The sequence below is a fragment of the Streptomyces sp. WELS2 genome, assembly GCF_013870595.1.
Taxonomy (GTDB): Bacteria; Actinomycetota; Actinomycetes; order Streptomycetales; family Streptomycetaceae; genus Streptomyces.
Genome location: NZ_JACBWZ010000016.1, coordinates 1 through 24,628 on the forward strand (window position 1 = coordinate 1; position 24,628 = coordinate 24,628).

The 24,628-nt window shown below is 71.3% G+C and carries 24 protein-coding genes and 1 pseudogene; 10 read left to right on the top strand and 15 right to left on the bottom strand.

What is annotated here, in order from left to right; translation table 11 throughout:
• On the bottom strand, positions 1–467 hold a 467-nt coding region (locus H5J33_RS02105), incomplete at its 3' end, for an L-histidine N(alpha)-methyltransferase (protein WP_181793067.1).
• Between the two features lie 234 nt (positions 468–701).
• Between H5J33_RS02105 and H5J33_RS02110 the strand changes: the two genes are divergently transcribed.
• The gene (locus tag H5J33_RS02110; protein WP_181793068.1) at positions 702–2,039 is read left to right on the top strand and encodes an APC family permease; all 1,338 of its coding nucleotides are present in this window, start codon (positions 702–704) and stop codon (positions 2,037–2,039) included.
• A 76-nt stretch (positions 2,040–2,115) separates the two neighbouring features.
• On the opposite strand, the gene H5J33_RS02115 is transcribed toward H5J33_RS02110, so the two are convergent.
• Both H5J33_RS02115 and H5J33_RS02120 read right to left on the bottom strand, forming a co-directional pair.
• Entirely contained in the window at positions 2,116–2,910 is a 795-nt protein-coding gene (locus H5J33_RS02115; protein ID WP_181793069.1) for an SAM-dependent methyltransferase, read from the bottom strand.
• A 91-nt stretch (positions 2,911–3,001) separates the two neighbouring features.
• Entirely contained in the window at positions 3,002–3,727 is a 726-nt protein-coding gene (locus tag H5J33_RS02120; protein ID WP_181793070.1) for a trypsin-like serine protease, read from the bottom strand.
• Positions 3,728–4,036: 309 nt separating this feature from the next.
• Here H5J33_RS02120 and H5J33_RS02125 point away from each other — a divergent pair, with 309 nt between their 5' ends.
• Positions 4,037–4,549: a DUF1203 domain-containing protein gene (locus tag H5J33_RS02125; RefSeq protein WP_181793071.1), complete on the top strand. Its 513-nt coding sequence runs from the start codon at positions 4,037–4,039 to the stop codon at positions 4,547–4,549.
• 213 nt (positions 4,550–4,762) lie between these two features.
• Here the strand turns inward: H5J33_RS02125 and H5J33_RS37030 are convergent, their stop codons facing one another.
• A complete protein-coding gene (locus tag H5J33_RS37030) occupies positions 4,763–4,924 on the bottom strand; it encodes a hypothetical protein (RefSeq protein WP_258564824.1) in 162 nt (53 codons plus the stop codon).
• 30 nt (positions 4,925–4,954) lie between these two features.
• Here H5J33_RS37030 and H5J33_RS02130 point away from each other — a divergent pair, with 30 nt between their 5' ends.
• Both H5J33_RS02130 and H5J33_RS02135 read left to right on the top strand, forming a co-directional pair.
• A complete protein-coding gene (locus H5J33_RS02130; protein ID WP_258564825.1) occupies positions 4,955–5,776 on the top strand; it encodes a hypothetical protein in 822 nt (273 codons plus the stop codon).
• Between the two features lie 342 nt (positions 5,777–6,118).
• Entirely contained in the window at positions 6,119–6,934 is an 816-nt protein-coding gene (locus H5J33_RS02135) for a hypothetical protein (RefSeq protein WP_220211857.1), read from the top strand.
• A 238-nt stretch (positions 6,935–7,172) separates the two neighbouring features.
• On the opposite strand, the gene H5J33_RS02140 is transcribed toward H5J33_RS02135, so the two are convergent.
• Positions 7,173–7,532, bottom strand: a complete 360-nt coding sequence (locus tag H5J33_RS02140) for a hypothetical protein (RefSeq protein WP_181793073.1) — start codon at positions 7,530–7,532, stop codon at positions 7,173–7,175.
• 390 nt (positions 7,533–7,922) lie between these two features.
• Between H5J33_RS02140 and H5J33_RS02145 the strand changes: the two genes are divergently transcribed.
• Both H5J33_RS02145 and H5J33_RS38225 read left to right on the top strand, forming a co-directional pair.
• Positions 7,923–10,655, top strand: coding sequence for a BTAD domain-containing putative transcriptional regulator (locus tag H5J33_RS02145; protein ID WP_181793074.1), 2,733 nt, complete (start codon positions 7,923–7,925; stop codon positions 10,653–10,655).
• 109 nt (positions 10,656–10,764) lie between these two features.
• Positions 10,765–10,944 (top strand): annotated as a pseudogene (locus H5J33_RS38225) (WD40 repeat domain-containing protein); the annotation flags it as partial.
• A 237-nt stretch (positions 10,945–11,181) separates the two neighbouring features.
• Here H5J33_RS38225 and H5J33_RS02155 read toward each other — a convergent pair.
• The 5 genes from H5J33_RS02155 to H5J33_RS02175 all read right to left on the bottom strand — a co-directional run bounded on the left by H5J33_RS02155 (position 11,182) and on the right by H5J33_RS02175 (position 15,559).
• Positions 11,182–12,258: an acyltransferase family protein gene (locus H5J33_RS02155; protein ID WP_399552747.1), complete on the bottom strand. Its 1,077-nt coding sequence runs from the start codon at positions 12,256–12,258 to the stop codon at positions 11,182–11,184.
• Positions 12,259–12,351: 93 nt separating this feature from the next.
• Complete coding sequence (locus H5J33_RS02160) at positions 12,352–13,155, bottom strand: class I SAM-dependent methyltransferase (RefSeq protein ID WP_181793076.1); 804 nt, start codon at positions 13,153–13,155, stop codon at positions 12,352–12,354.
• Between the two features lie 111 nt (positions 13,156–13,266).
• A complete protein-coding gene (locus tag H5J33_RS02165; RefSeq protein ID WP_181793077.1) occupies positions 13,267–14,223 on the bottom strand; it encodes a transporter in 957 nt (318 codons plus the stop codon).
• Complete coding sequence (locus tag H5J33_RS02170; RefSeq protein ID WP_181793078.1) at positions 14,220–15,131, bottom strand: ATP-binding cassette domain-containing protein; 912 nt, start codon at positions 15,129–15,131, stop codon at positions 14,220–14,222. Before H5J33_RS02170 ends, H5J33_RS02165 begins: the two co-directional genes overlap by 4 nt.
• On the bottom strand, positions 15,128–15,559 hold the full coding sequence (locus tag H5J33_RS02175; protein WP_181793079.1) for a GntR family transcriptional regulator: 432 nt from the start codon (positions 15,557–15,559) through the stop codon (positions 15,128–15,130). The genes H5J33_RS02170 and H5J33_RS02175 overlap by 4 nt, the downstream gene beginning before the upstream one ends.
• A 315-nt stretch (positions 15,560–15,874) precedes the next feature.
• Between H5J33_RS02175 and H5J33_RS02180 the strand changes: the two genes are divergently transcribed.
• Positions 15,875–16,057: a hypothetical protein gene (locus H5J33_RS02180; RefSeq protein WP_181793080.1), complete on the top strand. Its 183-nt coding sequence runs from the start codon at positions 15,875–15,877 to the stop codon at positions 16,055–16,057.
• 92 nt (positions 16,058–16,149) lie between these two features.
• Here the strand turns inward: H5J33_RS02180 and H5J33_RS02185 are convergent, their stop codons facing one another.
• Complete coding sequence (locus H5J33_RS02185; RefSeq protein ID WP_181793081.1) at positions 16,150–17,085, bottom strand: RNA polymerase sigma-70 factor; 936 nt, start codon at positions 17,083–17,085, stop codon at positions 16,150–16,152.
• Positions 17,086–17,284: 199 nt separating this feature from the next.
• On the opposite strand from H5J33_RS02185, the gene H5J33_RS02190 reads away from it, so the two are divergent.
• Complete coding sequence (locus H5J33_RS02190; RefSeq protein ID WP_181793082.1) at positions 17,285–17,770, top strand: carboxymuconolactone decarboxylase family protein; 486 nt, start codon at positions 17,285–17,287, stop codon at positions 17,768–17,770.
• A gap of 293 nt (positions 17,771–18,063) precedes the next feature.
• On the opposite strand, the gene H5J33_RS02195 is transcribed toward H5J33_RS02190, so the two are convergent.
• Positions 18,064–18,906 (bottom strand): XRE family transcriptional regulator, encoded by an 843-nt coding sequence (locus tag H5J33_RS02195; protein WP_181793083.1) that lies wholly within the window; start codon positions 18,904–18,906, stop codon positions 18,064–18,066.
• A gap of 844 nt (positions 18,907–19,750) precedes the next feature.
• Between H5J33_RS02195 and H5J33_RS02200 the strand changes: the two genes are divergently transcribed.
• A complete protein-coding gene (locus tag H5J33_RS02200; RefSeq protein ID WP_181793084.1) occupies positions 19,751–20,578 on the top strand; it encodes an alpha/beta fold hydrolase in 828 nt (275 codons plus the stop codon).
• A 258-nt stretch (positions 20,579–20,836) separates the two neighbouring features.
• Here the strand turns inward: H5J33_RS02200 and H5J33_RS02205 are convergent, their stop codons facing one another.
• From H5J33_RS02205 to H5J33_RS02215, 3 genes are all read right to left on the bottom strand, one after another.
• Positions 20,837–21,016, bottom strand: a complete 180-nt coding sequence (locus H5J33_RS02205; protein ID WP_181793085.1) for a hypothetical protein — start codon at positions 21,014–21,016, stop codon at positions 20,837–20,839.
• A 373-nt stretch (positions 21,017–21,389) separates the two neighbouring features.
• Positions 21,390–22,766 (bottom strand): uracil-xanthine permease family protein, encoded by a 1,377-nt coding sequence (locus H5J33_RS02210; protein WP_181793086.1) that lies wholly within the window; start codon positions 22,764–22,766, stop codon positions 21,390–21,392.
• A complete protein-coding gene (locus H5J33_RS02215) occupies positions 22,763–23,887 on the bottom strand; it encodes an aryl-sulfate sulfotransferase (protein ID WP_181793087.1) in 1,125 nt (374 codons plus the stop codon). Before H5J33_RS02215 ends, H5J33_RS02210 begins: the two co-directional genes overlap by 4 nt.
• Positions 23,888–24,078: 191 nt before the next feature.
• Here H5J33_RS02215 and H5J33_RS02220 point away from each other — a divergent pair.
• Positions 24,079–24,628: helix-turn-helix domain-containing protein (locus tag H5J33_RS02220; protein ID WP_181793088.1), on the top strand; the 550-nt coding region annotated here is incomplete at its 3' end.

Consider the following 24,628-nt stretch of genomic DNA (forward strand, 5'->3'; position numbering starts at 1 on the left):
GCCAGGAAGTCGCCGTGCACGGCGGTGACCCGGGCTTCCGGCCACCGCCGCCGGATGCGGTCGGCGGCCTGCCGCATCGGTTCGGGGCTGACGTCCACGCCCGTGTACGCCCGCACCGGACCGTGCCCGTCCATCGCCGCGAGCAGGATCTCGGACTTGTGGGCACTGCCCGCCCCGAGGTCCACCAGCTCGGCCGGGCGCGCCAGGCCGACCAGGTCGTCGCCGTGCTCGGTCAGCAACCGCCGCTCGGCCCGGGGCGGGTAGTACTCGGGCAGCCCGGTGATCTCCTCGAAGAGGCGCGAACCGGTCTCGTCGTAGCCGAAGCGCGACGGAATCCTGCGGTGCCGGGCCGGAGCGGGGGCGGCGAGCCCGGCCCGGAGCCCCTCCTCCGGCGAGCCGGACAGGCCGTCGGCTGCCCAGGGCAGTGCGACCTGCGTGACCGGCGCCGCCATGCGTGACTCGGTCATCCCGTTCTCCTCGTCGGCGATCCGTCACCGAAGCCCACCAACAAAATTGAACATATGTATCGAAAGGTACATCAGGGATGGATCGCGGGCACGCCGTCGGCCGGTGAAAGCCGGACGGGGGTTGGCGAGGCGCCGGCCGGCCTTCGCGGCCGCGGATGACAGCGCCGGCGGGCCGTTCGGCGCACGCCACATCCGTTCCGTCTGCGGTCGCACCGCAGGGGGTAGGCGGCAGTGGTGACTACTCCCTCCCCGCCCACAACAGAAGACTCACCGCGAAGCGGGACCACCGCGCTCAGGAAAACGCTGACGACCCCACTGCTGTACTTCTTCATCCTCGGCGACGTGCTGGGCGCCGGGGTCTACGTCCTCGTCGGCCAGATCGCCGCGGAATCGGGCGGTGCCGTGTGGCTGCCGCTGCTCCTCGCCCTGCTGCTGTCCCTTCTGACCGCGGCCTCGTACGCGGAGCTCGCCACGAAATACCCCCGGGCGGGCGGTGCCTCCCATTACGCCACCCTCGCGTACGGCCCGTTCACCGGCTTCCTCGCCGGCTACTGCATGCTCGCCGCGGGCATCGTGTCCGTCGCCGCGCTGGCGCGGGGTTTCGCCGGCGACTACCTGACCGCGTTCGTCAGCCTGCCCGTGGTGCTGGTGGCCGCCGTCTTCCTGTGCTGCCTGGCTCTCCTGAACGCCCGTGGCATCAGCGAGTCCACCCGCGCCAACGTGGCGGCGACGGTCGTCGAGGTCGGCGGCCTGCTCCTGGTCGTCGGCCTCGGGGTCTGGCTGTTCCTGCGCGGCGACGGGGATACCGGCCGGCTGCTCCGGCTCGGCACCGCCGACACCGGGGCCGCCGCCGGCGTCCTGAGCGGAACGGTGCTCGCGTACTACTCCTTCGTCGGCTTCGAGACCTCCGTCAACGTGGCCGAGGAGACCCGCGACCCGCGTCACTCGTACCCGCGCGCCCTCTTCGGCGCCCTGGTGACGGCGGGGGCCGTCTACGTCCTCGTCGGAGTCGTCGCCTCGGCCGCCGTCCCCACCGGCACCCTGGCCCGCTCCAGTGGTCCGCTGCTCGAAGTGGTGAGGGAGGCGGGCGGGGTACCGCCGAAGCTGTTCAGCGCCATCGCCCTCGTCGCCGTCGCGAACGGCGCGCTGCTCACCGGCATCATGAGTTCCCGGCTGGCCTACGGCATGGCGCGGGACGGTCTCCTCCCCCGCTTCCTGACCCGCGTGCTCCCCGGGCGGCGCACTCCGTGGGCCTCGATCGCGGCCACGACCGCCCTGTCCTTCCTGCTGGCGCTCACCGGGGACGTGGCGACCCTCGCCTCCACCCTCGTGCTGCTGCTCCTCGTGGTGTTCTTCCTGGTCAACACCGCCGTCCTGGTCCAGCGACGCGACCGCCCGGCGCACCCGCACTTCCGGGCGTACACCGGCGTCCCCGTCCTGGGGGCGGTCTCCTGTGTGCTGCTGGCCACGCGGGTGGAGGCCGAGGTGTGGACGCGCGGGCTGACCGTCATCGCGGTCGGCGTGGTGCTGGGGGCCGTCGCCGCCCTGCACCGCCGACGGGCCTCGTCCTGAGCGGGGTGCCTCCGCCGCGGTGTCCACTCCCCAAGGGGTCGCCGCGCCGACGGCACCCGGTCCCGAGCGGCTGCCGCTACGGCTTCAGTGCCACGCCTCCGAAGTCGTCGACCTCGGCCGGCAGCGCCGTGCCGGTGCCCGCGGGACGCCAGCGGGAGACCGACACGAGTCCGGGCTCCAGCAGTCGCAGGCCGTCGAAGAACCGGGCGAGCTGCTCCGGGCTGCGGTTGACGCGCGGGTTGTCGCTCGCCTGGTTCCACTGCTCGATCATCTCGCGCATCTGCCGGGGGTCGAGCACCTCGGTGTCGTCGCACAGTACGAGGTGGCTGCCGGAGGGCAGGGCGTCGGTCAGACGGCCCACCACGTCGTACACGGAATCGTCGGTGATGTGCGCGGTGATCCCGAGCAGGAGCAGCGCGATCGGCTGGGTGAAGTCCAGTGTGCGGGCGGCCTGTTCCAGGATCGAGTCCGGGTCGCGCAGGTCCGCGTCGATGTAGTCCGTCGCGCCCTCGGGCGTGCTGGTGAGCAGGGCCTCGGCGTGTGCCAGCACGATCGGGTCGTGGTCGACGTAGACGATGCGGGCCTCGGGGGCGAGACGCTGGGCGACCTCGTGGGTGTTCTCGGCGGTGGGCAGACCGGTGCCGACGTCGAGGAACTGGCGGATGCCGGCCTCGGCGACGAGGTACTCGACCGCGCGGGCGAGGAACGCCCGCTGTGCTCGCGCGATGTCGAGGATCGCCGGGTTGCCCGCGGCGATCTGGTCACCGACCTGCCGGTCGATCTCGTAGCAGTCCTTGCCGCCCAGCCAGTGGTTCCAGATCCGGGCGGAGTGCGGCACGCCGCCGTTGCTCAGCGAGCGCTCAAGTGGCATGGGTTTTCCTTGGAGTTGATCAACCGTCACCCATAACCTACATAACGCCTGCCCCGCCTCCACAGGGGGCGGGGCAGGCGGACGGGCCGGTTCAGACGCCCGCGACCGACTGGATCCAGGAGCGGTACGCCGTCACGTTGGTGTACGCCGTGTTCGACTGCCGGTCGCTGGTCGAAGCGACTCCGACCTGGACGCCGTTCGCCATCATCGGACCACCGGAGTCACCGCCGGCGGTGATCCCGTCGCCCCGGTAGGCACAGATCGCGGAGCCGCCGTAGGCGTCGGTGCAGCCGCCGGCCACGGTGACGTTGGCGACCTTCAGGTAGCGGGACTGGCAGTTGATCTCCGAGCCGCACTGGGAGGTGGCGCCCCAGCCGTACACCTGCACGTTCTGCCCGACCCGCACCGTGCCGGGCTGCCCGAGGGAGGCGTAGGTGGTCGGGACGGAGCGGTCGAGCCGGACGAGCGCCAGGTCCGCGCTGTGGGTGTAGGTCTGGACGCCGTTGGCGACCGTGCCGCCGCTGTACTGGTCCAGACTGCCCACGCGGAAGGACAGCGAGCCGCCGCCGGCCACACAGTGTTTCGCGGTGAGCACCCAGGTCGGGGCGATGATCGTGGCCGTACAGGTCTCCTGGCCGTTCGAGTACAGCCGGGCGGCCCAGGGGCCGCTGCCGGCGTACCCGCCGCCGATGATGGGCTGGGAACCCCTGGCGGTGACGGGGGCCGCCGTCGGCGCGGCGGAGGCGGTGGGGGCGAACAGCGCGAGGAGGGAGACCGCCGCCGCGGCGAGAGCGGGCGCGAGCCTTGATATACGCAAGGGTCCTCGATCCGGAGGGGCGCCTGGGGAAGCGCACGTGTGTGGGGTGGACGGCCGCGCGGGCCGTGTCCATGGAGCCGGGCCGCCACCGGACGGCCTTTACGGCATGGACATGACCTAGCTTTCGGGAAGGAGGCGTGACCCGGGTACTAACACTTCGCCATAACCTCGCGTTATGCCCGAGGCCGGCGGCGCGGCCCGGCCGGCGCCGGTGCCATCCCCGCCGGCCGCTCCGTGTCCCCGGCCGAGGCCGAACTCGATGTCGGATTCCCGCAAGCACCGCCGGCCTCGGTCGCGCAGCCTGAAGGCATGACACCGTTGACTCATCAGCCGCTCGCCATCGCCCCCCACGTCCTCGACGAGCTCCGCGAACGCGACGACGCCGGCGCGGTCCCCCGTGCCCGTGTGTACGACACGGACGGATCGCCGTTGCGCTGCTGTCTGCGCCGCAGCCGTGCCGGAGAGCGCATCTCGCTGGTGTCGTACGCCCCGTTGCGCCGATGGGCGGCGGAGGTGGGCGCCGACCCGGCGGCCTACGACGAGGTGGGCCCGGTTTTCATCCACGCCGACGCCTGCCAGGGCCCGGATCCGGCGTCCGGGTACCCGTTCGCCGAGACCGGGGCCCAGCGCGTCTTCCGCCGCTACAACGACCAAGGCTGGATCACCGGAGGCACGCTCGTGCAGTTGCCGGTCGACCCCGCCCAGGCACAGACCGTCGTGGAACAGGCCCTGCACACGGCCTTCACCGACCCCGAGGTCGCCCTCGTGCACGTACGGGCGGTGGAGTACGGCTGCTTCCAGTACGAGGTCCGCAGGCCCTGACCAGGGGCGGATCCGCGCAGGACGCGGAACTCCGTCCAGACCGCCCGGACGACGGGCACGTGCGGAAGCCCGCGTCGGCAGTGATCACTGCCGACGCGGGCTTCCGCACGTGCCCTTGCCGATCATCCCGGCGCCCCGGTCAGGTGGCTGAAAACCGTCGCGTCATCCGGGATTCCCGTGGGGAGATAGGAGCAGTCACATCGCTACGAGTAATCAGGTGGTCACGTGGGGTGGAAACAAGCGTTCGGCGAGGCGATGGCGGAGCTGAAGGCGATACAGAAGAAACTTGACCGCCTCGACCGCCTCGACCGCTTCGATCGTCTGGATCGCCTGGATCGCCTTGACGATCCCACGGTCGGGCTGAGCGCGCTCCATGAGGAACTCGTCCGGGCTCCCGCGAAGACCATGGAACTCATCCAGGGAGACGTCACCGGACTGCGCGAGGAGAACCGGGAAGCACTCCGGCGCCAGGACCGGATGATCAGCGACCTGGACGAAACCCGGGGCGAGCTTCGCGAACTGCTGAACCTCGTCGACGTACTCCGCCCCCTCGTACTGGCGCAGGTGACCGACGAGAGGACAGACGACAGTACACGGACGCACTTCGAGGACAGCGCGCGCCCGCCGGAGCCCCGGGCGGGGGCCGACCGGGACACCAACGGCCCCGGCACAACGCATCCGGCGGCCACCACCGACACCGACTCGCAGGGGGGAACCATGCAGAACACCGAGCACCAGCCGCAGCCGGGGCCCGGCGACCAGGACCAGGACCTCGCTCTCAAGAACGCCATCGAGGCCGCCTTCCAGGGCCCCGGCACGCCCCTCGCCCGGCCTCCCGCCGCCACAGGCGCGGCGGACCCGGACGTCGCCCACGGTGTCCTTCTCCTGAAGGCCGCGGGCGTGGCCTCCGCGGAGTTGATCGCGCACCGCGACACCTGGGAGTGGCTCGCCGCCCTGGCCTTCGGCCACAGCCACTTCCGCACCCCGTCCGCCGTCGAGGACTTCAAGGAAGGCCGCGTCCGGACCGTCCTGTCCGGGCGCTCCCTCATCGCCCTGCTGATCGAGTTGTGGAACACCCGCTCCACCGCCGCTCCGCAGCAGGGCGACTGGGCCCTGGCCGTGACCTCCTACACCCGTATCGCGGCCAAGCTCTCCGATGTCTCCGGGCAGGGCGAGACCATCCGCATCGTCCTGGACGACGGACTCCCCCAGACGACCGAAGACTGACCGGCACTGCCGGCCGGAGAACAGCCGATGGCCGTCCGGGAGCTGTCCCGGGCGGCGAAAGCGGCGCCACGAGCCGGGCTGTACGGGCAGGGCCGCGGACAGGCGGGCGGCAGACCGCCGGCCGCCTGTCCGCGAGGCACAAAGGCAACGCAACACCGTCGAACCGTCTGCCTGACCGCCGCTGCGGGCTGTTCTCCTGACCGCCGAGCCCGCCGGTGATCATCAGGCCCGAGCCTGGCCGACACCTCGGCCGACACCTCATCGGCCCCGGCGCCACCGCCGCCGGCCTCGCGATACCTCCTTCACCGCCGCGCTGTCGGTGCGGCCCTCTACAGTTCCGTCATGACGAACTCCCGAAGGCCGGAGCCGAATCGCAAGCTGGTGTGGGCCGTGTACCCCCCTGGCACCCACCTCGACCGTTCCCGCGCCTCCTCCGGCGGGATGCGGGCCACCGCCCGCGACGACCGGGACAACTCGCTCGTCACCCAGGCCGAACTCTTCGACGCCGACGACCGGTACGACGACGGTTACAGGGACGGCCTGAGGAACCTCCTCCTCAACTGCGCCGCCGACATCGCGGTGGACGCCGCGCGTGCCGTGGTGACCACTGCCTTGGAGGTTGCCACCCCGTACGTCGAGGAAGGGGCGCGCCGGTTCATGCAGAAGCTGCGCCGCACGCCCAAGGACATCCGGGCCGCCGAGGTGGTGCAGGAGGCCGCCCCCGAGCGGTCCACCGCATCCGGTCTCCGACCGGTGACCACGGCCGCCGACGGCCACGACCAGGTGGACCTCGTCCTGCGCGCCGACCAGGGTGACTCCAACGCGCAGGCCGCTCTGGAGCGGATCAACACGCGGGCGGTCGAGACGTACTGCATCGCCGCGCACTACGTCGCCGGCCTGCCCGCGGCAGACGTCTCCGACGAGGCCATGCGCCAGGCCCTGGCCGCAGCCGCGCCCGGCTACGTCGCCGCCGCACTGGAACGCCTCGTCATGGACGACGCGTTGGGCCTGACCCCCGCGCAGCGGATGCGTCTGCTCCATCGTGCCGCGGAGCTCGACCCCGGTGTGATCGAAGACCTCACCGGCGCCGAGGCCCCGCTCGGGCAGGCCGACGCTCCGCCGGAGAGCGAAGCAGCCGATGGAGCCACTGCTGCCTGACCGTGCCAACGGGTGCGGTTCCGCCGGCTCACACGATGGTGGCCAGGATGTCAGGCGATAAGGCCCCGGCCTGGGTGGCGGTCCCTGCGAACGAGCGCCCGTCGGCAAGGGAGGAGACGTCGGTGGAGAAGTGGTCGCAGCCCACGGCCCGCCTGCTGTTACGCACGAAGTGCGTCAGCGGATTGCCGGGCGCCTGGAACGGTCGGTTGCGGCAGTTGCCCTGGGGCTCCAGGACTGGCTAGCAGACGACCGTCTTACGGTATGTGCCGAAGTTCAGGGTGAAGACCTTCTGATGCCGGTTCTTGATCTTCACGCAGCTGGTGTCACGCCAGTAGTTGACGATGACCTTCACGTGCATCGTCTTGCCGCATGTGTTGTAGAGGAAGACGTGCTGGTATTCCGGTGTCGGCTGGGTGACGGTGCGGTGGATGCAAGCCGGGGCCGTCCCACCCGCAGTCAGGGCACCGCCTGCCCGCACGCTGGACGCCACAACGGACCGCGGTGCCGGAACGGCGGCTCCGGCCGACGCGGCCGGCGCGAGCGCCAGCCCGCTGCCGAGGGCGAGAGCGGCTGTGGCTGCCGCGGTGAACTTGTGCATTACGGCGATTCCTTTCGGGATGTCACTGGATTCCGTGCGCGATGCGGACGGCTGCCGGCCGCCATCCGCGCCTTCGGAGTCAGGCCCGCGGACCTGCTGCGCGGACGAGAGCGCGGTCGGCGCCCTTCCCCTCGGGGCTGGCCGGCGATCGCACGGACAACTGTGGGCGGCCGCCCGGGTGCAAACCTGGTATCAATCTTGTATCCGCTGTTGAGGCGGGGTATCCAAGACGCGGGGGGCTTGGAAACGAGGGGAACCGTGGCGACGGTGCCTGGTCTGCTCGGCGGCCGTGAGACACGTGTGCGACCGATTGTTCGCCAGGGGTGGTGCCTGGCGATGAGTGGGCAACGCCGGAGTGAACGATGTCCGGGAGCGTCCGAGGAGGGGATGATGACGGCCGAGTTCCGCCTGCTCGGGGACGTCGAGGCCCGTGTCGATGGCCAACTGGTCGATCTGGGACATCGCCGACAGCGGTCGGTGCTCGTCGTTCTGCTGGTGGAGGCCAATCGGATCGTGTCTGTCGACCAGCTGGTCGAGCGGGTGTGGGCGGAACGGCCCCCGCAACGCGCACGGGACACGCTCTACGGTTACCTGCACAGGTTGCGCAAGGCTTTGGCTGTCATGGCAGGGGTGGACATCCTTCGACAAACCGGTGGCTACCTGATCTCGGTCGATGAAGCCCTGGTGGATATGCACCGGTTCGGTGAGCTGGTACGGCAAGCGCGCGCGGCGGAGGACGGCTCGGACGCGATGGCGTTGTTCGACGAAGCGCTGGCATTGTGGCGGGGCGATCCGTTCTCTGGCATGGATACGCCCTGGCTGAACGACGTCCGGGACGCCCTGCAGAAGGAACGGTTCGCGGCCGAGCTTGATTTCACCGATCTGCGGCTGGCGCAGGGCCGGCACACGGAGTTGGTGCCCACGTTGGTCAGCCGGGCCGGCGAATACCCGTGGGACGAGCGACTCGCGGCGCAGCTGATGCTCGCCCTGTACCGGTCGGGCCGGCAGGCCGACGCCCTTGCCCGCTACGAACAGACTCGGACGCGGTTGGCCGACGAACTCGGTCTCGACCCCGGTCCCGCCCTGCGGCAGCTGCACCAGCGGATCCTGACCGCTGACCCGGACCTGGCCGCCTCTGGGCCGCCCGCGACCGCCGCGCCCCCGACCGCCGCTGCCGAAGAGTCCACGCCTGACACCCGACTGGACCGGGCGGCCCGCGAACTGGCCACCGCCATAACCCGGCAGTGGACCGCGGAAGCCGAGATCCGCTCATTGCACCGGCCGGCGCCGATACGCTTACGGTGGTCGACCACCGGTCGGCCGGTGACGGGCGCGAGTGAAACGCTCTGTGGTGACATCTCTGACGTGGCCTCGAAGTTTCGGTCGCTTCCGGTACGTCAACTGGTGGTGCTCGGAGAGCCGGGGGCAGGCAAGACCGTGCTGGCGATCTTGCTGACCCTCGGGCTGCTGGCCGACCGCACGCCGGGCGATCCGACGCCGGTGCTGATGTCGCTGACATCCTGGAATCCGCACCGAGACCACCTGCACACCTGGCTGGCGCGCAGGCTGTTGGAGGAGTACCCCGGTCTGGGCAGCACCAAGGCGTACGGGCGCGATGCCGCGACGCTCCTGGTGACCGATGAGCGGGTGATACCGGTGCTGGACGGCCTCGACGAGATGGCACCCGGCCTGCACACCGCCGCGGTCGACGCCATGGACCAGGCGATGGCGGGCGGCCGGCCACTCGTGGTGACCTGCCGCACCAACGAGTACGAGAACGCGGTCCGGCACGGCGCCATCCTTGCCGGCGCCGCGGTGGTGGAGATCGAACCCGTCGAACTCGACGACGCCATCACCTTCCTCACCGCCCGCCACCACCGCGGCGATTCCCGCTGGCAACCCGTCGTCGAACACCTGCGCCACCACCGCGACGGCCCACTCGCACAGGCGCTGTCCACCCCGCTGATGGTCGACCTCGCCCGGACGGCCTACCGCGACCCCACAAGCGACCCGGGAGAACTCCTTGATCCGCGACGGTTCCCCGACCGGACCACGATCGAGGACCAACTGCTCGACACGTGGGTCCCCGCTGTATATGCCCGACCTCCTCAACCGCCGGGACCGCAGACCGCGGCGGTCCGGGACTACGGTCCCGAACAGGCCCAACAATGGCTCACGTTCCTCGCTCGCCACCTACGGCACCTGCAGACCCGGGACTTCGCCTGGGAGCACCTGGTCCGCGCGCTGCCCCGGCCCGTACGCGGACTCGTCTTCAGCCTGCCCGTGGCAGGTCTGTTCGCGATCGCCGGACTGCTGGCCAGGGGCCCCGTCCTGGCCTGGGTCTACGGGCTTTCCACCGCCGTGGGCGGTTGTGCCGCCCACGGCTGGGGAACACGGTCGGGTCCCTTGCGGGTCAAGGTTCGCTTCCGGCGCACGGCGTTGCCGTTCCTCGGCCGGTTCGTGATCGGGTTGGTCATCGGTTTCGTGATCGGGGCGGTCTGGTCACTCCCGACCTGGACGGTGGTCATACTCGCGTTCGCCTTCGGGTTCAGCATGGGACTGCACGTCTGGCTGGAGGCGCCGCGGGAGATAAGCCGCGCGTCCAGCCCGGCGACGACCTACGCTCAGGACCGTCTCGCGACACTCGCGTTCGCGTTGTCGGTGGCCGTGTCCATCGGGCTGTTCTACGGTTTCGCGATCTCCGTCAGCCAGCCGCACTCCCACCTCGGCGCGGTCGCGGACCCCTTTCACTTCGCCCGGGCATTGCCGGCCGGATTGGTGTCGGCATTGTTCGGCTGGTTCGCATTCCGGTACATCGGCAGCGTGAGCTACGGGCTCGCCGGCTTCGCCATCGGCGGCCAGGCAATGGCCCAGCACATTCCGTTGAGCCTTGGCCTCACGGCAGGAGCGGTATTCGGGCTCGCCATCGGACTCACCACGGCACTGTCCCGATCGTGGGGCGTCTACCTGCTCAGCCGGGTTTGGCTCGCGCTTCTCGGGCGGACACCCCTGCGGCTGAACCAATTCCTCGAAGACGCCCACCGCCGTGGCGTGCTGCGCCAGGCCGGCTCGGTCTACCAGTTCCGCCACGCCCGGCTACACGACCGTCTCTCACAGACCTGACCACGATCTCTCGGCCTGCGACCTCCTCATTGGCAGCCCTCGGTGACAGGCGGATCCGGGGGCCGGCGGCGACGTCTCGCAGTTCGCGCTCGGCCGGGACGGCCGTTACGTGGCCGCCGGTGACGCGTCGGGGCGGGTCACCCTGCTGGACGGCACGCTGACGCGCCGGCGCGGTGCGTTCTCCGGTCTGTTCACCGGCCACCGGCAGGACGCGGCGGCCCCGGTCACCGCGCTCGCCTTCTCCGCGGACGGAGCCGTCCTGGCGCCAGGCGGACTGGACGGCACCGTACGGCTGTGGGACGTCGGCCCGCACCAGGCGCTCGGTACGGCGCTCCCCGCGCCGGCCGACCAGGTGCCGAGCCCGGTGTTCCGGGGCGACGGCAGGGGCGACAGCCTGTACGTGGCGAACCAGGACGTACCTCGCACGCCTGTGCGCCCGCGCCGGTCTCCGTCGCGGCGGAGGTGTGCGCACGGGCCGGCGGCGGCCTCTCCCGGGCGGCATGGGCGGACTTCCTGCCGGGGTGCCCTACCGGAGGGTGTGCGCGTAGGGCTCGACGGCGGGGTCCTGGAGCCGCAGGTCGTGTGTCAGGCGATGTCTCAGCAGGCGTCCCAGCCGGCGCTCCACCGTGGTGTGGATGAGCAGGGACAGCCCCAGCATGCAGAGCACGGACACCGCCATCGCGGGCAGCGGCCCCAGCCCCGGAACGGCCCGCAGCAGACCTTTGGCCAAGGGGATGCCGATGCTCTGGTGGACGAGGTAGAAGGGGTAGGTGAGTGCCCCCGCGGTGACCAGCCCGCGGCGGCGCAGCCTCGCCGGCGGTCCTCCGGCACCGGCCAGCGCCAACAGCGCGAGGCACGACGTGAGCACGGTCGCGCACACGAACCAGGACGGCCGGCTCTCACCGGGCGGTACGGTGGCGTGGTCGGCCACCCTCAGTTCGAGCACGGTGAGTTGGTAGCACCAGGCGAAACCCAGCAGCAGCCACAGCAGGAGGCTCCGTCCGAACCGGTGCATGAGGTACAGGACGATGCCGATGACGAAGAGGCCGGTGTATCGGGTCAGTACGAATTCGTCGAGGAAGGGCGACCGGAGTTCGCGGGCGATGACGCCGGCCAGGAGCCAGGCTCCGCAGAAGGCCGTCACCCGCCGGTACGACAGCCCGAACACGAGCAGCACGCCCATCAGCAGGTAGAACCGGGCCTCCACCCACAGTGTCCAGGCGACTCCGTCGACCGGTTCCAGTCCCAGCGGGCCCGGAGCCATGGTCAGGTTGCCCAGGACGGTACGGGGGTCGACGCACGTGGCGGCCGGCCAGTCGGCCATCCGCGAGACGAGGACGAGCGCGACGACGAGGAGTACGGCGCACCAGTAGGCCGGGAAGAGCCGTGCGACGCGGGAGACGGTGAACTGTGCGGGAGTCCGCCCCCAGCAGCTCATGCAGATGACGAAGCCGCTGATGGCGAAGAAGAACTCGACGCCGAGCCAGCCGTAGCGGCTGATCTCGTGGAGGACCGGTGCGAGGTCCCTGAGCTGCGTCCTGCCCCAGAAGTGCGGGGTGGGTGTCCCGAGGAAGTGGTACGCGGCCACCATGAGCGCTGCCACCAGGCGGAGTCCGTCTACCGCGGCCAGGCGCGCAGGCCCGTGCCGCGGTCCGGGAGATGGTCTGTCGGACCACATGTCGCGACCTGGGCCGGTTCAGACGGTGGGCAGGGGCGAGCGGCTGACGCGTATCTTCGACTGGCCGTGCGGGCGCTTCTCCCAGTCCTCCATGAACCGTGCGTGCAGTCCGTGCCGCCGCGCCAGGTCCAGGAGGGTCTCGGTGCGGTAGTAGAAGTCCTCGCGCAGCACCTGGTGTTCGGCGCCCTCGGTGCGGTCGAAGGTGAAGTCGAAGAACCCGGTGCCGGTGAGCACGCGCCCGACGTGTGCCAGGCACTGGTCGACGACCTCCAGGGGCGAGTGGGAGAAGACGCTGTGCGCGTGGACGACGTCGAAGTGGTCGTCGGGCAGGAAGTCCAGGGTGAGATCGCCGGTGATGGTCAGATGCGGCAGCTTGTCCTGGAGGCGGCGCTCGACGAGGGTCTTCTTGGCGGCCATCAGGATGTCGGGCGAGATGTCGATGCCGTAGTAGTTGCCCGTGTCGAGGTGGCTGATGAAGCGCCAGCCGCCGCGCAGGTTGCCGCAGCCGATGTCGAGCATGCGGTGTCCGGGACGCAGCCCGTGTTCGACGAGGTAGTCGAACTGCATCTGCCCGAGCGCCAGCCAGCGGTCGTGGGTCTGGCTGCCGACCGCGGCTTCCGGGTTGCGGCGGGTGTCCGAGGCCATCACGGCGCGGTAGTAGCCGACGTGGTCGGGGTGCTTGAGGCGCAGCCACGCGTCCCGGCCGGCCCGGCGCAGATACGGGAGGACGCGGCCGGGATGACGCAGGGCGTAACCGCTCTTGTGGGTCAGGGTGGCGCGGTTGTTGCGCAGCTTCTTCGGCGACTTGGCGTCGGCGGGCATGGCTAAGCGACCTCCGTGCGAAAGGGATCGTCGGTGAAGGAAGGGAAGGAAGGGAAGGGGGGCAGGAGGGGAACGGGGTGAAGGTGATGGGTGCCGGTGCGGTCGCCGTGGTCAGACGCGACGGCGCAGCAGCAGCACGGTGACGACCGTGAGCAGTACGGCGAGGGAGCCGAGGACGGCGGTGTCGGTCCACTGGAAGTTCCAGTAGTCGCCGGCCGGGTTGGCCTCGTAGAAGCGGGCGACGTACCCGTGCGCCGCCATGCACTGCTTGAGTTCGGCGCCCGACGGGAAGGGGCAGTTCAGCACGTCGTCGTGGCGGCCGGTGGCGGTGATCAGGCCGTAGTGGCCGGTCGACCACTTCTCGCCCATCGGTGGTTTCGGGATGATGCCGGCGCTGACGTAGGTGTGCGGGGGGACGAGCAGCCGGGCCCGGTGCGTCCACTCCAGCAGGAGCGTCACCACCCCGGTCACCAGCAGGGTGAGGACCATCGCCGCCAGCACCCGGCGGGCCAGCAGGCCCAGCAGGGTGCCGGCCGCCAGCCCGAACAGGGCCGCCGCCACCACGCGGGGACCGGAGCCGCTCAGGGCCGTGTTGTCGTACCAGAACAGGCCGTAGCTGCGGTCGGCGGCCGGCCCCCACCACCAGGCGAACACTCCCGCGAGCAGACCGGAGAGGACGACCGTGGTCACCGCGGCCAGGGCGAACCGGGAGGCGAACCACTGACCGCGGCTCACGCCCTGGGCGAGGATCATGCGGTGGGTGCCCAGTTCCCGGTCGCGGCCCAGGAGCGGGGCGCCCCAGAAGACGCCGATGATGACGGGCAGGGCGATGTTCAGCGCCCCGAGGTACTTCAGGGGCTCGACGTCCAGCAGCAGGGGCAGCCCGGTGTCGGCCCGCGTGCAGTACAGCGGCCCGGGTGCGCAGTGGTCGAACAGCCCGCTGTGGAGGGCCTCGAGCATGCCCGAGCGGTAGTACGCGGCGATGGCGACGGCGACGATCAGGGCGGCCGCGCCGAGACCGGCCGGCACGCGCTGCTGGCGCCAGGCGAGCCAGAGGGAGCCCTTCACGCCGCCGCCTCCGTCCGCTCGGCGGGGGCGGGGTGCCCCGGCTCGCCGGCCTGGAGGTAGCCGAGCAGGATGTCCTGGAGTCCGGGCCGTTGCACATGCCAGTCGCCGCGCAGCGGTCCACGCTGCCGTATCAGGGCGGTCAGCTGTCTGCCGCCGGTGCGGCTCCGCACCACGGTGTGTGCTCCGGCCAGGGTGTCGGCCTGACCGGCGGGCCCGGTCAGCACCGCGTGGCTCGCGCGCAGTTCCTCGACGTCCTCGCTCAGCTCGACGCGGCCGTCCCGCAGCACGAGTACCCAGTCGCAGGTCTCCTCCAGCTCGGGCAGGACGTGCGAGGACAGCACGATGCTCATGCCGCGATCCATGGCCTCGGTCATCAGCTGCGCCATGATCTCGCCTCGCGCCACGGGGTCCAGGTCGGCCAACGGCTCGTCCAGGAGCAGGAGTTCGGGTCGCTTGCCCAGTGCCAGGGCGAGCGCGACGCGAGTGCGCCGCCCCGGGGACAGCTCGCCGACGCGGGCGTGGAGCGGGATGCCGCCCGCGCGGACGATCCGCTCCGCGGCCGGCCGGTCCCAGGTGGGGTTCAGCTTCTCGCCCATCAGCAGGGTGTCCGCCACGGTGGACCGCGGGTAGAGCGGCTTGTCCTGGGTGAGCAGGGCGACGCGGGCGCGGGCCTGCGACGTCCCGGGTACGGCGCCCAGCACGCGCACCTGCCCGCACGTGGGCCGGAGCAGTCCGCCGGCCAGGTGCAGCAGTGTGCTCTTGCCGGCGCCGTTGCGTCCGACGAGGGCGGTGATACGGCCGCCGGGAACGGTGAACTCGCAGTCCCGCAGGGCCCGGTCGCCCCGCCTCCGGTACCGGAACGCCAGTCCTGTGGCGCACAGCGCGGCCGACGCGTCAGGCCCGGTCATGCGTCCTCCTTCTTCCCTCCCCGGTCACCCGGGGCTTTGCTGTCGTGCTCGTTGTCGTAGGCGTCCAGGGCGGCCGTGACGAGGGCGAGGACATCGGCCCGCTCCAGCCCCGCGGCCCGCGCCCGGGCCACCCAGTCGGTGGCCTCCCGGCGCAGCGGGGAGTCGTTCTCCGCGCCGGGCCGGGCGAGTGAGCGCGTCACGAAGGTTCCGAGGCCACGGCGCAGTTCGACCAGACCGGCCCGCTCCATGTCGCGGTAGGCCCGCAGCACGGTGTTGGGGTTGATGCCGGTCGCCGCCACCACCTCCTTGGCCGTGGGCAGCTTGTCCCCGACCCGCAAGGTGCCCATCCGGAGCGCCCGTTCGGTCTGCTCGAGGATCTGCACGTAGGCCGGTACGCCGCTGCCACGGTCGATCCGGTAGTCGATCACGTCGTGTTCCTCGGCTCCACCATGCTTGTATTAATGAATTAGTGGAAGCATGGTGGATGCCTGGCGGGGATGTCAAACGCCGACGGGACAGGGACGACGCTCGCGCCGCGTGCGCGCCGGCACGAGCCTTGCCGGGCGCGTTTCCGCGCGCTTACGAACGGTGCGGCCTGTCGGAGACCGGGTGGTCTTCGACAGGCCGCGCAGGATCAGCGACGACGTCCGAGCGACGCGGCGAGGTACTGCACGCCCGCCGCTCCGCTTCGACGACGGCGCCGCCGCCGGCACCCAGGGGCTGGAGGAGGTACTGCGCGGCCGGTGCCACGGGGTCGCCACCGGCATCACCCCCACCAGGACGGGGGGGGTCGGCGGCGCAGCGCACCCGCCGGACGCGCCTCACGGCTCAGGGACTACCAGGACCTGAGCCTGCTGCGGCAGCTGACGGGCGCCTTCGTCATCGGCCCGGCCCGGCACACGCGCGGCCTCGTCATCGTGCCGTGACCGCGGCCCATTCGGCAAGCGGAGCGGAGAGGTTGAGAGTCGTCGTCGGCCGGCGACCCGTCTGACAGAGCGGCCGACGGGGCACTTCGGACTCAGCGACTGACAGCGTTCTCCCGCTCGACCCGTGACAGCTTCTCAGGATTGCGCACGGCGTAGAGCCCGGTGACAAGGCCGTCGTCGATGCGCACCGCCAGGACAGTGTTGATCTCGCCGTCGAGCCGGAGAATCAGCGCCGGGTGGCCATTGACCTGTGCCGACCGCAGCGACGCCGCGTCGCCGAACCTGGCCAGACCGGCGACCAAAGAGGCCACCTCGGCAGCCCCGACAACGGGCGACAGCACAGCCTGCACGACTCCGCCACCGTCGCCCAACAAGACGACGTCCGGCGCCAGGATGTCGACCAGCCGTTGCAGGTCGCCTGTTTCGACCGCCCGCTGGAAGGCGTCGAGCGCGTCTCGGGCCTCGGCCGGAGAAACGCTCCCGCGCGGTCGGCGCGCCGCGACGTGCGCCCGCGCGCGGTGGGCTATCTGGCGGACCGTGGCCGGGGGCTTGTCGACGGCTTCCGCGATCTCGTCGTAGTCCAGGTCGAACACCTCGCGCAGCACGAACACCGCCCGCTCCGTCGGGCCGAGTGTCTCCAGCACCAGCAGCATCGCCATCGAGACGCTGTCCGCCAGTTCGACGTCCTCGGCCACGTCGGGAGCGGTCAACAGCGGCTCGGGCAACCATGTGCCGACGTAGGACTCCTTGCGCCGGCGGAGCGTGCGCAGCCGCATCAGCGCCTGGCGCGTGGTGATCCGGACCAGGAACGCACGCTGCTCCCGCACCGTGTCGAGATCGACGCCCGCCCACCGCAGCCAGGTCTCCTGCAGGACGTCCTCCGCGTCGGTGGCCGAGCCGAGCATCTCGTAGGCGACGGTGAACAGCAGATTGCGGTGGGCGACGAACACCTCGGTGGCGGTGGTCATCCGGTCGCCTCGGGCAAGCGGCTCGGCTGTGTCCCTTGTTCGCCCGCTGCTCTCGCTCATGGCCGACTCCCGCCTGCTCGCTCTCGACTGGTCCACACGCAAGATGCCGGTCCCCACCGCTTTGTGACATCCGGTCGCGGTGGCGCACGTCACACAGCCGTCGTTGTCACGAGAAGCGGGGCACCGGCATCTCGTGTTCGTCAGGACGCCACGCGAACGATCCGCGACGGCAGGTCGTTGCACAAGTGAGGACGAAGCCATGGAACCCCGTATCAACCTGATGACCAACGAGCTCGGTGCCAAGGTCGGCAAGCGGTTCTACAACGTCGGCCTGGCGATCCGGGAGTCGTCGCTGCCCAGGGCCCTCCAGGAGTTGGTGGAGCTGCGCGCCAGCCAGATCAACGGCTGCGGCTGGTGCGTCGACGTGCACACCAAGGAGGCGGCGGCCGCAGGCGAGACCTCGGTCCGGCTCAACCTGGTCGCCGCCTGGCGCGAGTCCACCGTGTTCACCGAGGCCGAGCGGGCCGCGCTGGCGCTCGCCGAGGAGGGCACCCGGATCGCCGACGCCCACCAGGGCGTGTCCGACGAGACCTGGGACCAGGTGCGCAAGCACTACGACGACGACCAGATCGCCGCGCTGGTCTCCCTGGTCGCCGTGATCAACGCCGCCAACCGGTTCGGCGTGATCACCCGCATGCGGGGAGGTTCCTACGACCCCGGCATGTTCGCCGGCCTGTCGAACTGACCGGCAGGTGAACGGCGGCCCGGCCCGGGAACCTTCGATCCGGGCCGGGCTCGCACATGTCCGGCTTACGCGAGGAACAACCGAAGCTCGGCGGCCTGCGGGAAACGCCCGGCGTCGAAGCTCGGCGTCACCCTGGTAATACGTCCCCCTCCTCCAGGAGGGGGACGAGGATCTCGATCAGGCGGCGCTCCGCGGCGTCACGGCGATGTTCCGCGACTCGGCGGGGCGACGGCCAACCATCCGCTCAGCCCGCCTCTTCGTTCCGGGGAGGTCCCACCCCGCTCGGCCTCCCCTCAGCCGGGGGAGACGCACTCCCTCCCACCCGTGCCGGACACCGGCAGGAAACAGAGGCGCAGGGTGGCCCTGGACGGGGCGCCGATCATCGAGGTGAAACGGTAGACGGTGGTGTCCACCGCGTTCTTGACGACGATGCGACGCGACGGGACGCCGGGGGCCGAGAGCTCGATCGCGTCGCCGACCCTCGTGTGCCAGATCCGGCCCCACGCGGCGTCGCACACCGTGCTGTACCGGATCTCCATATGGGCGCCGGTCGCGGTGCGATGCTCGGGCCCGAGGGAGTCCACCCGGCCGGGCAGTCCGCAGAACACGCGGTCGGGATCCTTTCCGTCACACGTCCTGCCCTGGCATCCGGGAGCGGGATCCAGCGGAGGCAGCGCCGCCCTCGCCGGATGCGCGGTGCCCGGGTTCAGCACCGACAGCACCACGATCAGCACGCCGGTCATCGCCGCGATCACCACCGCCACGCCCGCACCCACGACGAACCAGTGTGCGCGCCGGACCCTGCCGAAGGCGCCCGTCCCCCGAGGACCCGCGGAGGCCGGGGGCACCGAGGGTGCGGACGGTACGGCGGGACGGGCGGACCGGGCCCGCCCGCTCCACTCGGCGTCCGCCAGCTCCCAGAGCGCGAGCAGCCGCGCGGAGGGCTCTCCCGCCATCGCGCACAGCGCCTCGACGGCCTGCCGGGGTACCGGCTTCTTGCCGTTGAGGTAACGCTCCCAGGACGACCTGCTGTACGGGGTGCGCTCGGCCAGTCCCGTCAGGCTCAGACCGGTACGCGCTCTGACGGCGCGGAGTCCCTCGGTCAGCGCCGCGCACTCCGGTGCGGGGGCGGTCATCGGCGCGGCACCCGCCGGCACTGCGAGGCCACGGCGCCGTTCGCAGGCAGCCCGGCTTCGTCCAGCGGAGGCGTCACCGCGGCGGTGGTCTGCGCCCCGTAGAAGCCCTCGACGACGCCCGGGACCGTCTCGCGGTGGCGTCGTCGTGACCGCGCGACGAGTCGCCGGCCCGTCCGATCCGGCGAATCCGGTAGTTCGCTCCAACGCGCCATGCTTCCCCCATACGCGCCACGGATCTTCCGAGGCTTCCGCCTCGGTACCGTTCCGTTGATACACCTTGCACGGTCCGCGAACCCCGGCCCGCGGGCGCCGGCCATGCTTTCCGGCCACGCCCCGGACGGACGGGCTTCCCACGGGTGCCGCGCTCCGCCGCGCGACCCGGCAGATCAGCGTGCGGAACGTGACACGGCCTCCCGAGAGGCCGATTCCACCGGCCCGGATCCGAATGGCCGGCAATCCTCGTGCCGCGAGCCATGGAGCCTGCGCCCGAACGGCCCGGATTGCCGCCGGGGCACCGAGTCCGGATAGTGGGAGGGAGGCCGAGGGACGGCAGGTGTCGTCACAAGCGCCGTCGTGTGCCCTTGCCGGCCGGCGACACGTGGCCTTGACGCCGGTGAGACGCCGCTGCTCGCTGTTCCCGTCGTCGCCGGGTCCCCGGAGTGCCCTGCCACCGTGAAGGAGCGGCCGTGTCCGACCGAAGGTCATGGGCGACGCCCGGCGGACCGCCGACGGCACGACCGGCAGCCGCATCGCCGACGCCTTTCTTCGAGACCGTCCCGCCCACCGCCTCCGGGCCCGCTCCCGGCCGGCGGCACCCCGAACCCCTCCCCGAAAGGACCCGACCATGCCGGTGTGCACCACCCGCGACGGAACCGACATCTTCTACAAGGACTGGGGTCGGGGCCGCCCGGTCGTGTTCATCCACGGCTGGCCGCTCAACGGCGACGCCTGGCAGGACCAGCTCAAGGCCGTCGCCGACGCCGGATTCCGCGGCATCGCCCACGACCGCCGCGGCCACGGCCGCTCCACGCCCGTCTGGCACGGCTACGACTTCGACACCTTCGCCGACGACCTGAACGACCTGATCAACCACCTCGACCTGACCGACGTGACGCTGGTCGCGCACTCCATGGGCGGCGGCGAACTCGCCCGCTACATCGGCCGGCACGGCACCGGGCGCCTGCGCTCGGCGGTCCTGCTGTCCGCGGTCCCGCCGGTCATGGTGAAGTCCGACGACAACCCCGCAGGCGTACCGGACGAGGTGTTCGAACAGATCAAGAGCGGCATTCTCAACGAGCGCTCGCAGTTCTGGAAGGACACCGCGGAGGGCTTCTTCTCCGCCAACCGGCCCGGCAACAAGGTCACGCAGGGCAACAAGGACGCCTTCTGGTACATGGCGATGGCGCAGACCATCGAAGGCGGCGTGCGTTGCGTGGACGCCTTCGCCTACACGGACTTCACCGACGACCTCGAGAAGTTCGACATCCCCACCCTCGTCGTCCACGGTGACGACGACCAGGTCGTCCCCATCGACGCCACCGGCCGCAAGTCCGCCGAGATCATCGCCGACGCCGAACTCAAGGTGTACGAGGGCGGCTCCCACGGCATCGCCATGGTGCCCGGCGACAAGGAACGGTTCAACCAGGACCTGATCGAGTTCCTGCACCGCTGACCGGCCCGGCAACGCCGGGGCGGTCACCGCGGTCACCACGCCCACTCGGCCCCGAGCCACGGAGCGGCAGCCGTACCGTGACCGTCGTGGACCCCGGTCCGCTCTCCACGAGCACACTCCCCCGTACACCGGTCCGCGAGCGCCTGCGCGCGGTGGCCGAGGCTCCCGCGGGCTGGACGTCGCGGCCTCGGCTGGCCGGCCGCCTGAGGCGCGTACGGCCGCACGAATGTGCGGCAGGCCTCCCGTTGACCGTACAGTTCAGGCGCCTTGATCAATCGCCTGGAGGAGGAACAGCGACATGGGCGCAAGAAGCGCGATGGCCCGTGCCGTGGCCGCGCTGCTGGTCGTCGGCGTCAGCACTGGAGTCGCGGCGTGCACGAGCAGTTCAGGGGCGGCCTCCCCCGCCTCGAGTCCGTCGCCGGGCACGCCGGAGAACAAGCCTGCGCCGTCCCGGCAGACGGTCACTCACCGGGCGGCGGAAGACAGTCCCTCGCCGAGCTCGGCGGACGCCTCCGCGGCGGCTGCCTCCTCACGGCCCGCGGCGCCCGGTCCCTCCACACCGAGACGCGTGGTCCCCACCTCCGCGGCGAGCCCCACGGAATGGCCGAAGAACGCCACGGCGGAGGAACTCCGTACCATGCGACCGGGTGTCGACCGGCCGAAGTCCTCGGGTGAGACCCAATGCGACTGGTTGCGGGAGCAGGGCATAGCCTGCTGAGTCCTGATCGCCGGGGCATGGAACGGCCACCGGTCCACGTTTCCGGTTTTATGGGTGAACTTCCCGGCCGTCTCCTTCCCACCCATCGCGTCCTCAGCCGCCTTGTCCCCTCCGGGGGACTTCTTCACCTGCCCGACGAGAGCCTTCTCGCCCGCCGCGATATCCCCTTTCGCGGCCGAGCAGCGCGGTGAGGAGGACCGCCGTCAGGGTTCCGGCGACGACGCCGCTGCCGAGGATCGTACGGGCCCAGCCGGGGAAGCCCGCGTACAACTCCGGTACGAGCAGTGGCAGCAGCCCCATGGTGAGCGCGAGCGCGGCCGTCAGGTTGCCCGTGCCCGTGCCGGACAGGTCGGCTCGGCGGAGCATCTCGACGCCCATGACGGCGATGACGGCGTAGACGACGAGCGAGGAGCCGCCCACGACGGCCTCGGGTATGCCGGCCAGCGCCCGGGACACGGGTGTGGCCAGGCCGGCGGCGACCAGGAGCGCGCCCGCCCCGGCGGTCACGAAGCGGCTGCGGACTCCGGTGAGCCGGCCGATGCCGATGTTCTCGGCGCTGGTGACCATGAGGGACGTGCCGAACAGTGCGCCGGCCAGGGAGACGAGGGCGTCGGCGCGGGCGACGCGCGGAACGTCCCGTTCGGGGACGGGGGTCCGGCCCACGGTCTCGCTGTTGAGCACGGTCTGCCCGGTGATCTCGGCGAGCGTGGTGAGGCTGAACACGAGCAGCGGAAGGGCGGCCACGAGGTCGAAGTGCGGTGGACCGAAGGGCAGGAGAGCGGGCAGCGCGAACCCTTCGCCGGCCGCGGGAGCGAAGGCGCCCAGGCCGGTCGTCACCGCCACGGCTGTTCCGGCCGCCATCCCGATGAGCACGGAGGTCTGGCGCCAGACGCCCCGCAGGAACACGTACGCGGCGACGGTCGCCGCGACCGTGAGCGCGGCCAGGAGCACCGCGCGCGGCTCGCCCCTGCCCTCCGGGCCGGTGACGAGCCGGGCGGCGACGCGGATCATCGTGATCCCGATGAGCAGGACGGTCACGCCCATGACCAGGGGTGGGAAGAGCCGTACGACGCGGGCGTACAGGGGCAGTACGGCGAGCAGCAGCGCTGCCGCCAGGAGGACGGAGCCGGCGGCGGTCGGCGCGCCGTGTTCCTGGGCGATCTGGAGGAACAGCGCCGTCGCGGCACCGCCGGGCAGCATGACGAACGGCAGGCGGCCGCCGATCCGCCATACGCCGAGGGACTGGAGCAGGGCACCGGCGCCGCACAGCAGCAGGACGGCGCTCAGCAGCGAGGCCGTCGCGCCGGGCGGCAGCCTCAGGGTGCCGGCGACGAGGAAGACGGTGGAGACGGGGGCGGCGATCATCGCCAGGACGTGCTGGACGGACAGCGGCACGAGCCGCCCCAACGGCACCCGCGCGTCGACGGCCTCGGCGGAGCGGGTGGCAGGCGGGACCTGGATACCGGTCATGCCGTCTCCTCCAGCCACGGGATGTCGGCCGCCGGGTAACGGTAGGCGCGGAAGACGGCGTTGGGCTCGGACGGGAAGAGGCCCCGGACCTCGCTCTCGTCGTAGCCGGCGAAGTACGGGACGACGTACTCCCAGCACAGGTAGCCGTCCTTCGTCACCTCGAACAGCCGCCCGGACGGAGAGTCGGTCACGAGCGTGTTGCCGTTCGGCAGGCGCTGCGCCGAGCCCATGAAGGGCGCGAAGAAGAACTCGCGGGCCGGGTCGTGGTACTCCCACACGACGTCTCCGTCCGCCCGGTCGATCTCGATGACGCGGGAGTACGGCACGTCGTGGCCGGGCCGGAAGACGCCGTTGTCGAAGACCAGCAGCCGGCCGTCGTCCAGTTCGGTGGGCGCGTGCTGCTGGCTGACCGTGCCGGGGCGGCTGCGCCAGAGGATCTCGCCGGTCTCGCGGCTGATGACGACGACGGCCGAGACGCTGCGCAGGCTGGCGAGGATGTTGCCGTCCCGCAAGGGCGTGACACTGTTGACGAGGGGCCAGTGTTCCCGGGCGTAGGCCTCGTGCAGCGGGAAGGACGCGCGGTCGAGGTGCTCGGCGGCGCGCCAGGACCACAGGAGTTCGCCGTCCGGGCCGACCTCCCTGATGGTGTCCGCCCAGACGACGCCGCCCTCGGCTTCGGAGCCGGGCACTCCGCCCCGTACGGCCGTCGCCTGGGTCCCGGTCAGGGGCTCGAGGGCCGTATAGAGTATCCGGCCGTCGTCGAGGTGGTGGGCGTCGTGGTGCTGGAGGGGGTCGCGGTGCTCCCGCAGTATCGTCCCGTCGGGTGCCGCGCGGAGCATGACGCCGCCCCGGTACTTGTGCCACATCGGGAAGAGAGCCTTCTCACCGGGGAGTACCCCGTTGTAGGCGAGGGTTCCGTCGGCCAGGAGGCGGGCGTGGCGGCCGGGCCGGTACGGGAGGTCCCAGCGGTGGACGGTGCGGCCGTGGATGTCGATGAGGTAGACCTCGCCGGTGCCGGTGAGCGGTGCGTAGAGGGTGTAGCCGTCGCACACGGCCGTCTCGTCGAGGGCGATGAGGCCGGTGGGGCGCCGCCGGCGTGAGTTCTGGTCGATCGGGGGCACGTCGGAATCCTCGCTTCGACAAATTTTCTTTGATCAGAACAACCGACTTTGACGGTAGAGAGGTTGTGTGACGGGCATGTGTCGGCAGTACGAAACCGCCTCCGGGTTCTCGCCGTGCGCCGCGTAAGGTGCCGTCAGGCGCTGTCGGCCAGGGAGAGCGGCGCCGCGGGGCGGGAAGGGACGGGACGACCATGGAGGCCGGGAACACACCTCGGGTGGGTGCCGCCGTACGCCGCCGGCGCCGGGCGCTCGACCTGACGCTCGCCGAGGTGGCACGGCGCAGCGGGCTCTCCTCCCCGTTCCTGAGCCAGATCGAGAACGACCGGGCGCGCCCCAGCATGCGCTCGTTGCAGCGGATCGCCGACGCCCTCGGCACCACGGCGGTACAGCTCCTCGCGGCCTCGGACGAGACCCGCACGGTGGACGTGGTGCGCGCGGGCGACGACAGCGGCCTCGACCGGGAGGCGCGCGTCCGGCCGGTGGTGCGCGGCCGCCATCAGTTGCACGCGCTGGAGTTCACCGGCGAGCACGAGGCGGACCGCGAGTTCCGGCACCGCAACGACGAGCTGATGTACGTGGCGGACGGCTCGGTGGAGGTGGAGGCCGAGGGGCGGATCCACCGGCTGGGGCGCGGGGACACGCTGCTGCTGTCGGGCGGGGTCCGGCACCGCTGGCGCTCCACCGAGCCGGGGGCGCGGGTCCTGGTGGTCGCTGTCGGCGACCACGTGGAAGTGGTCGGGT

Bases quoted from the DNA above. Each gene is read 5' to 3' on its own strand.
- H5J33_RS02195 (WP_181793083.1), bottom strand. From the start codon at position 18,906: ATGACCGCCCCCGCACCGGAGTGCGCGGCGCTGACCGAGGGACTCCGC.
- H5J33_RS02185 (WP_181793081.1), bottom strand. From the start codon at position 17,085: ATGAGCGAGAGCAGCGGGCGAACAAGGGACACAGCCGAGCCGCTTGCC.
- H5J33_RS02125 (WP_181793071.1), top strand. From the start codon at position 4,037: ATGACACCGTTGACTCATCAGCCGCTCGCCATCGCCCCCCACGTCCTC.
- H5J33_RS02140 (WP_181793073.1), bottom strand. From the start codon at position 7,532: ATGCACAAGTTCACCGCGGCAGCCACAGCCGCTCTCGCCCTCGGCAGC.
- H5J33_RS02135 (WP_220211857.1), top strand. From the start codon at position 6,119: ATGACGAACTCCCGAAGGCCGGAGCCGAATCGCAAGCTGGTGTGGGCC.
- H5J33_RS02160 (WP_181793076.1), bottom strand. From the start codon at position 13,155: ATGCCCGCCGACGCCAAGTCGCCGAAGAAGCTGCGCAACAACCGCGCC.
- H5J33_RS02200 (WP_181793084.1), top strand. From the start codon at position 19,751: ATGCCGGTGTGCACCACCCGCGACGGAACCGACATCTTCTACAAGGAC.
- H5J33_RS02115 (WP_181793069.1), bottom strand. From the start codon at position 2,910: ATGCCACTTGAGCGCTCGCTGAGCAACGGCGGCGTGCCGCACTCCGCC.
- H5J33_RS37030 (WP_258564824.1), bottom strand. From the start codon at position 4,924: ATGGAGCGCGCTCAGCCCGACCGTGGGATCGTCAAGGCGATCCAGGCG.
- H5J33_RS02210 (WP_181793086.1), bottom strand. From the start codon at position 22,766: ATGACCGGTATCCAGGTCCCGCCTGCCACCCGCTCCGCCGAGGCCGTC.
- H5J33_RS02130 (WP_258564825.1), top strand. From the start codon at position 4,955: ATGGAACTCATCCAGGGAGACGTCACCGGACTGCGCGAGGAGAACCGG.
- H5J33_RS02145 (WP_181793074.1), top strand. From the start codon at position 7,923: ATGACGGCCGAGTTCCGCCTGCTCGGGGACGTCGAGGCCCGTGTCGAT.
- H5J33_RS02170 (WP_181793078.1), bottom strand. From the start codon at position 15,131: ATGACCGGGCCTGACGCGTCGGCCGCGCTGTGCGCCACAGGACTGGCG.
- H5J33_RS02190 (WP_181793082.1), top strand. From the start codon at position 17,285: ATGGAACCCCGTATCAACCTGATGACCAACGAGCTCGGTGCCAAGGTC.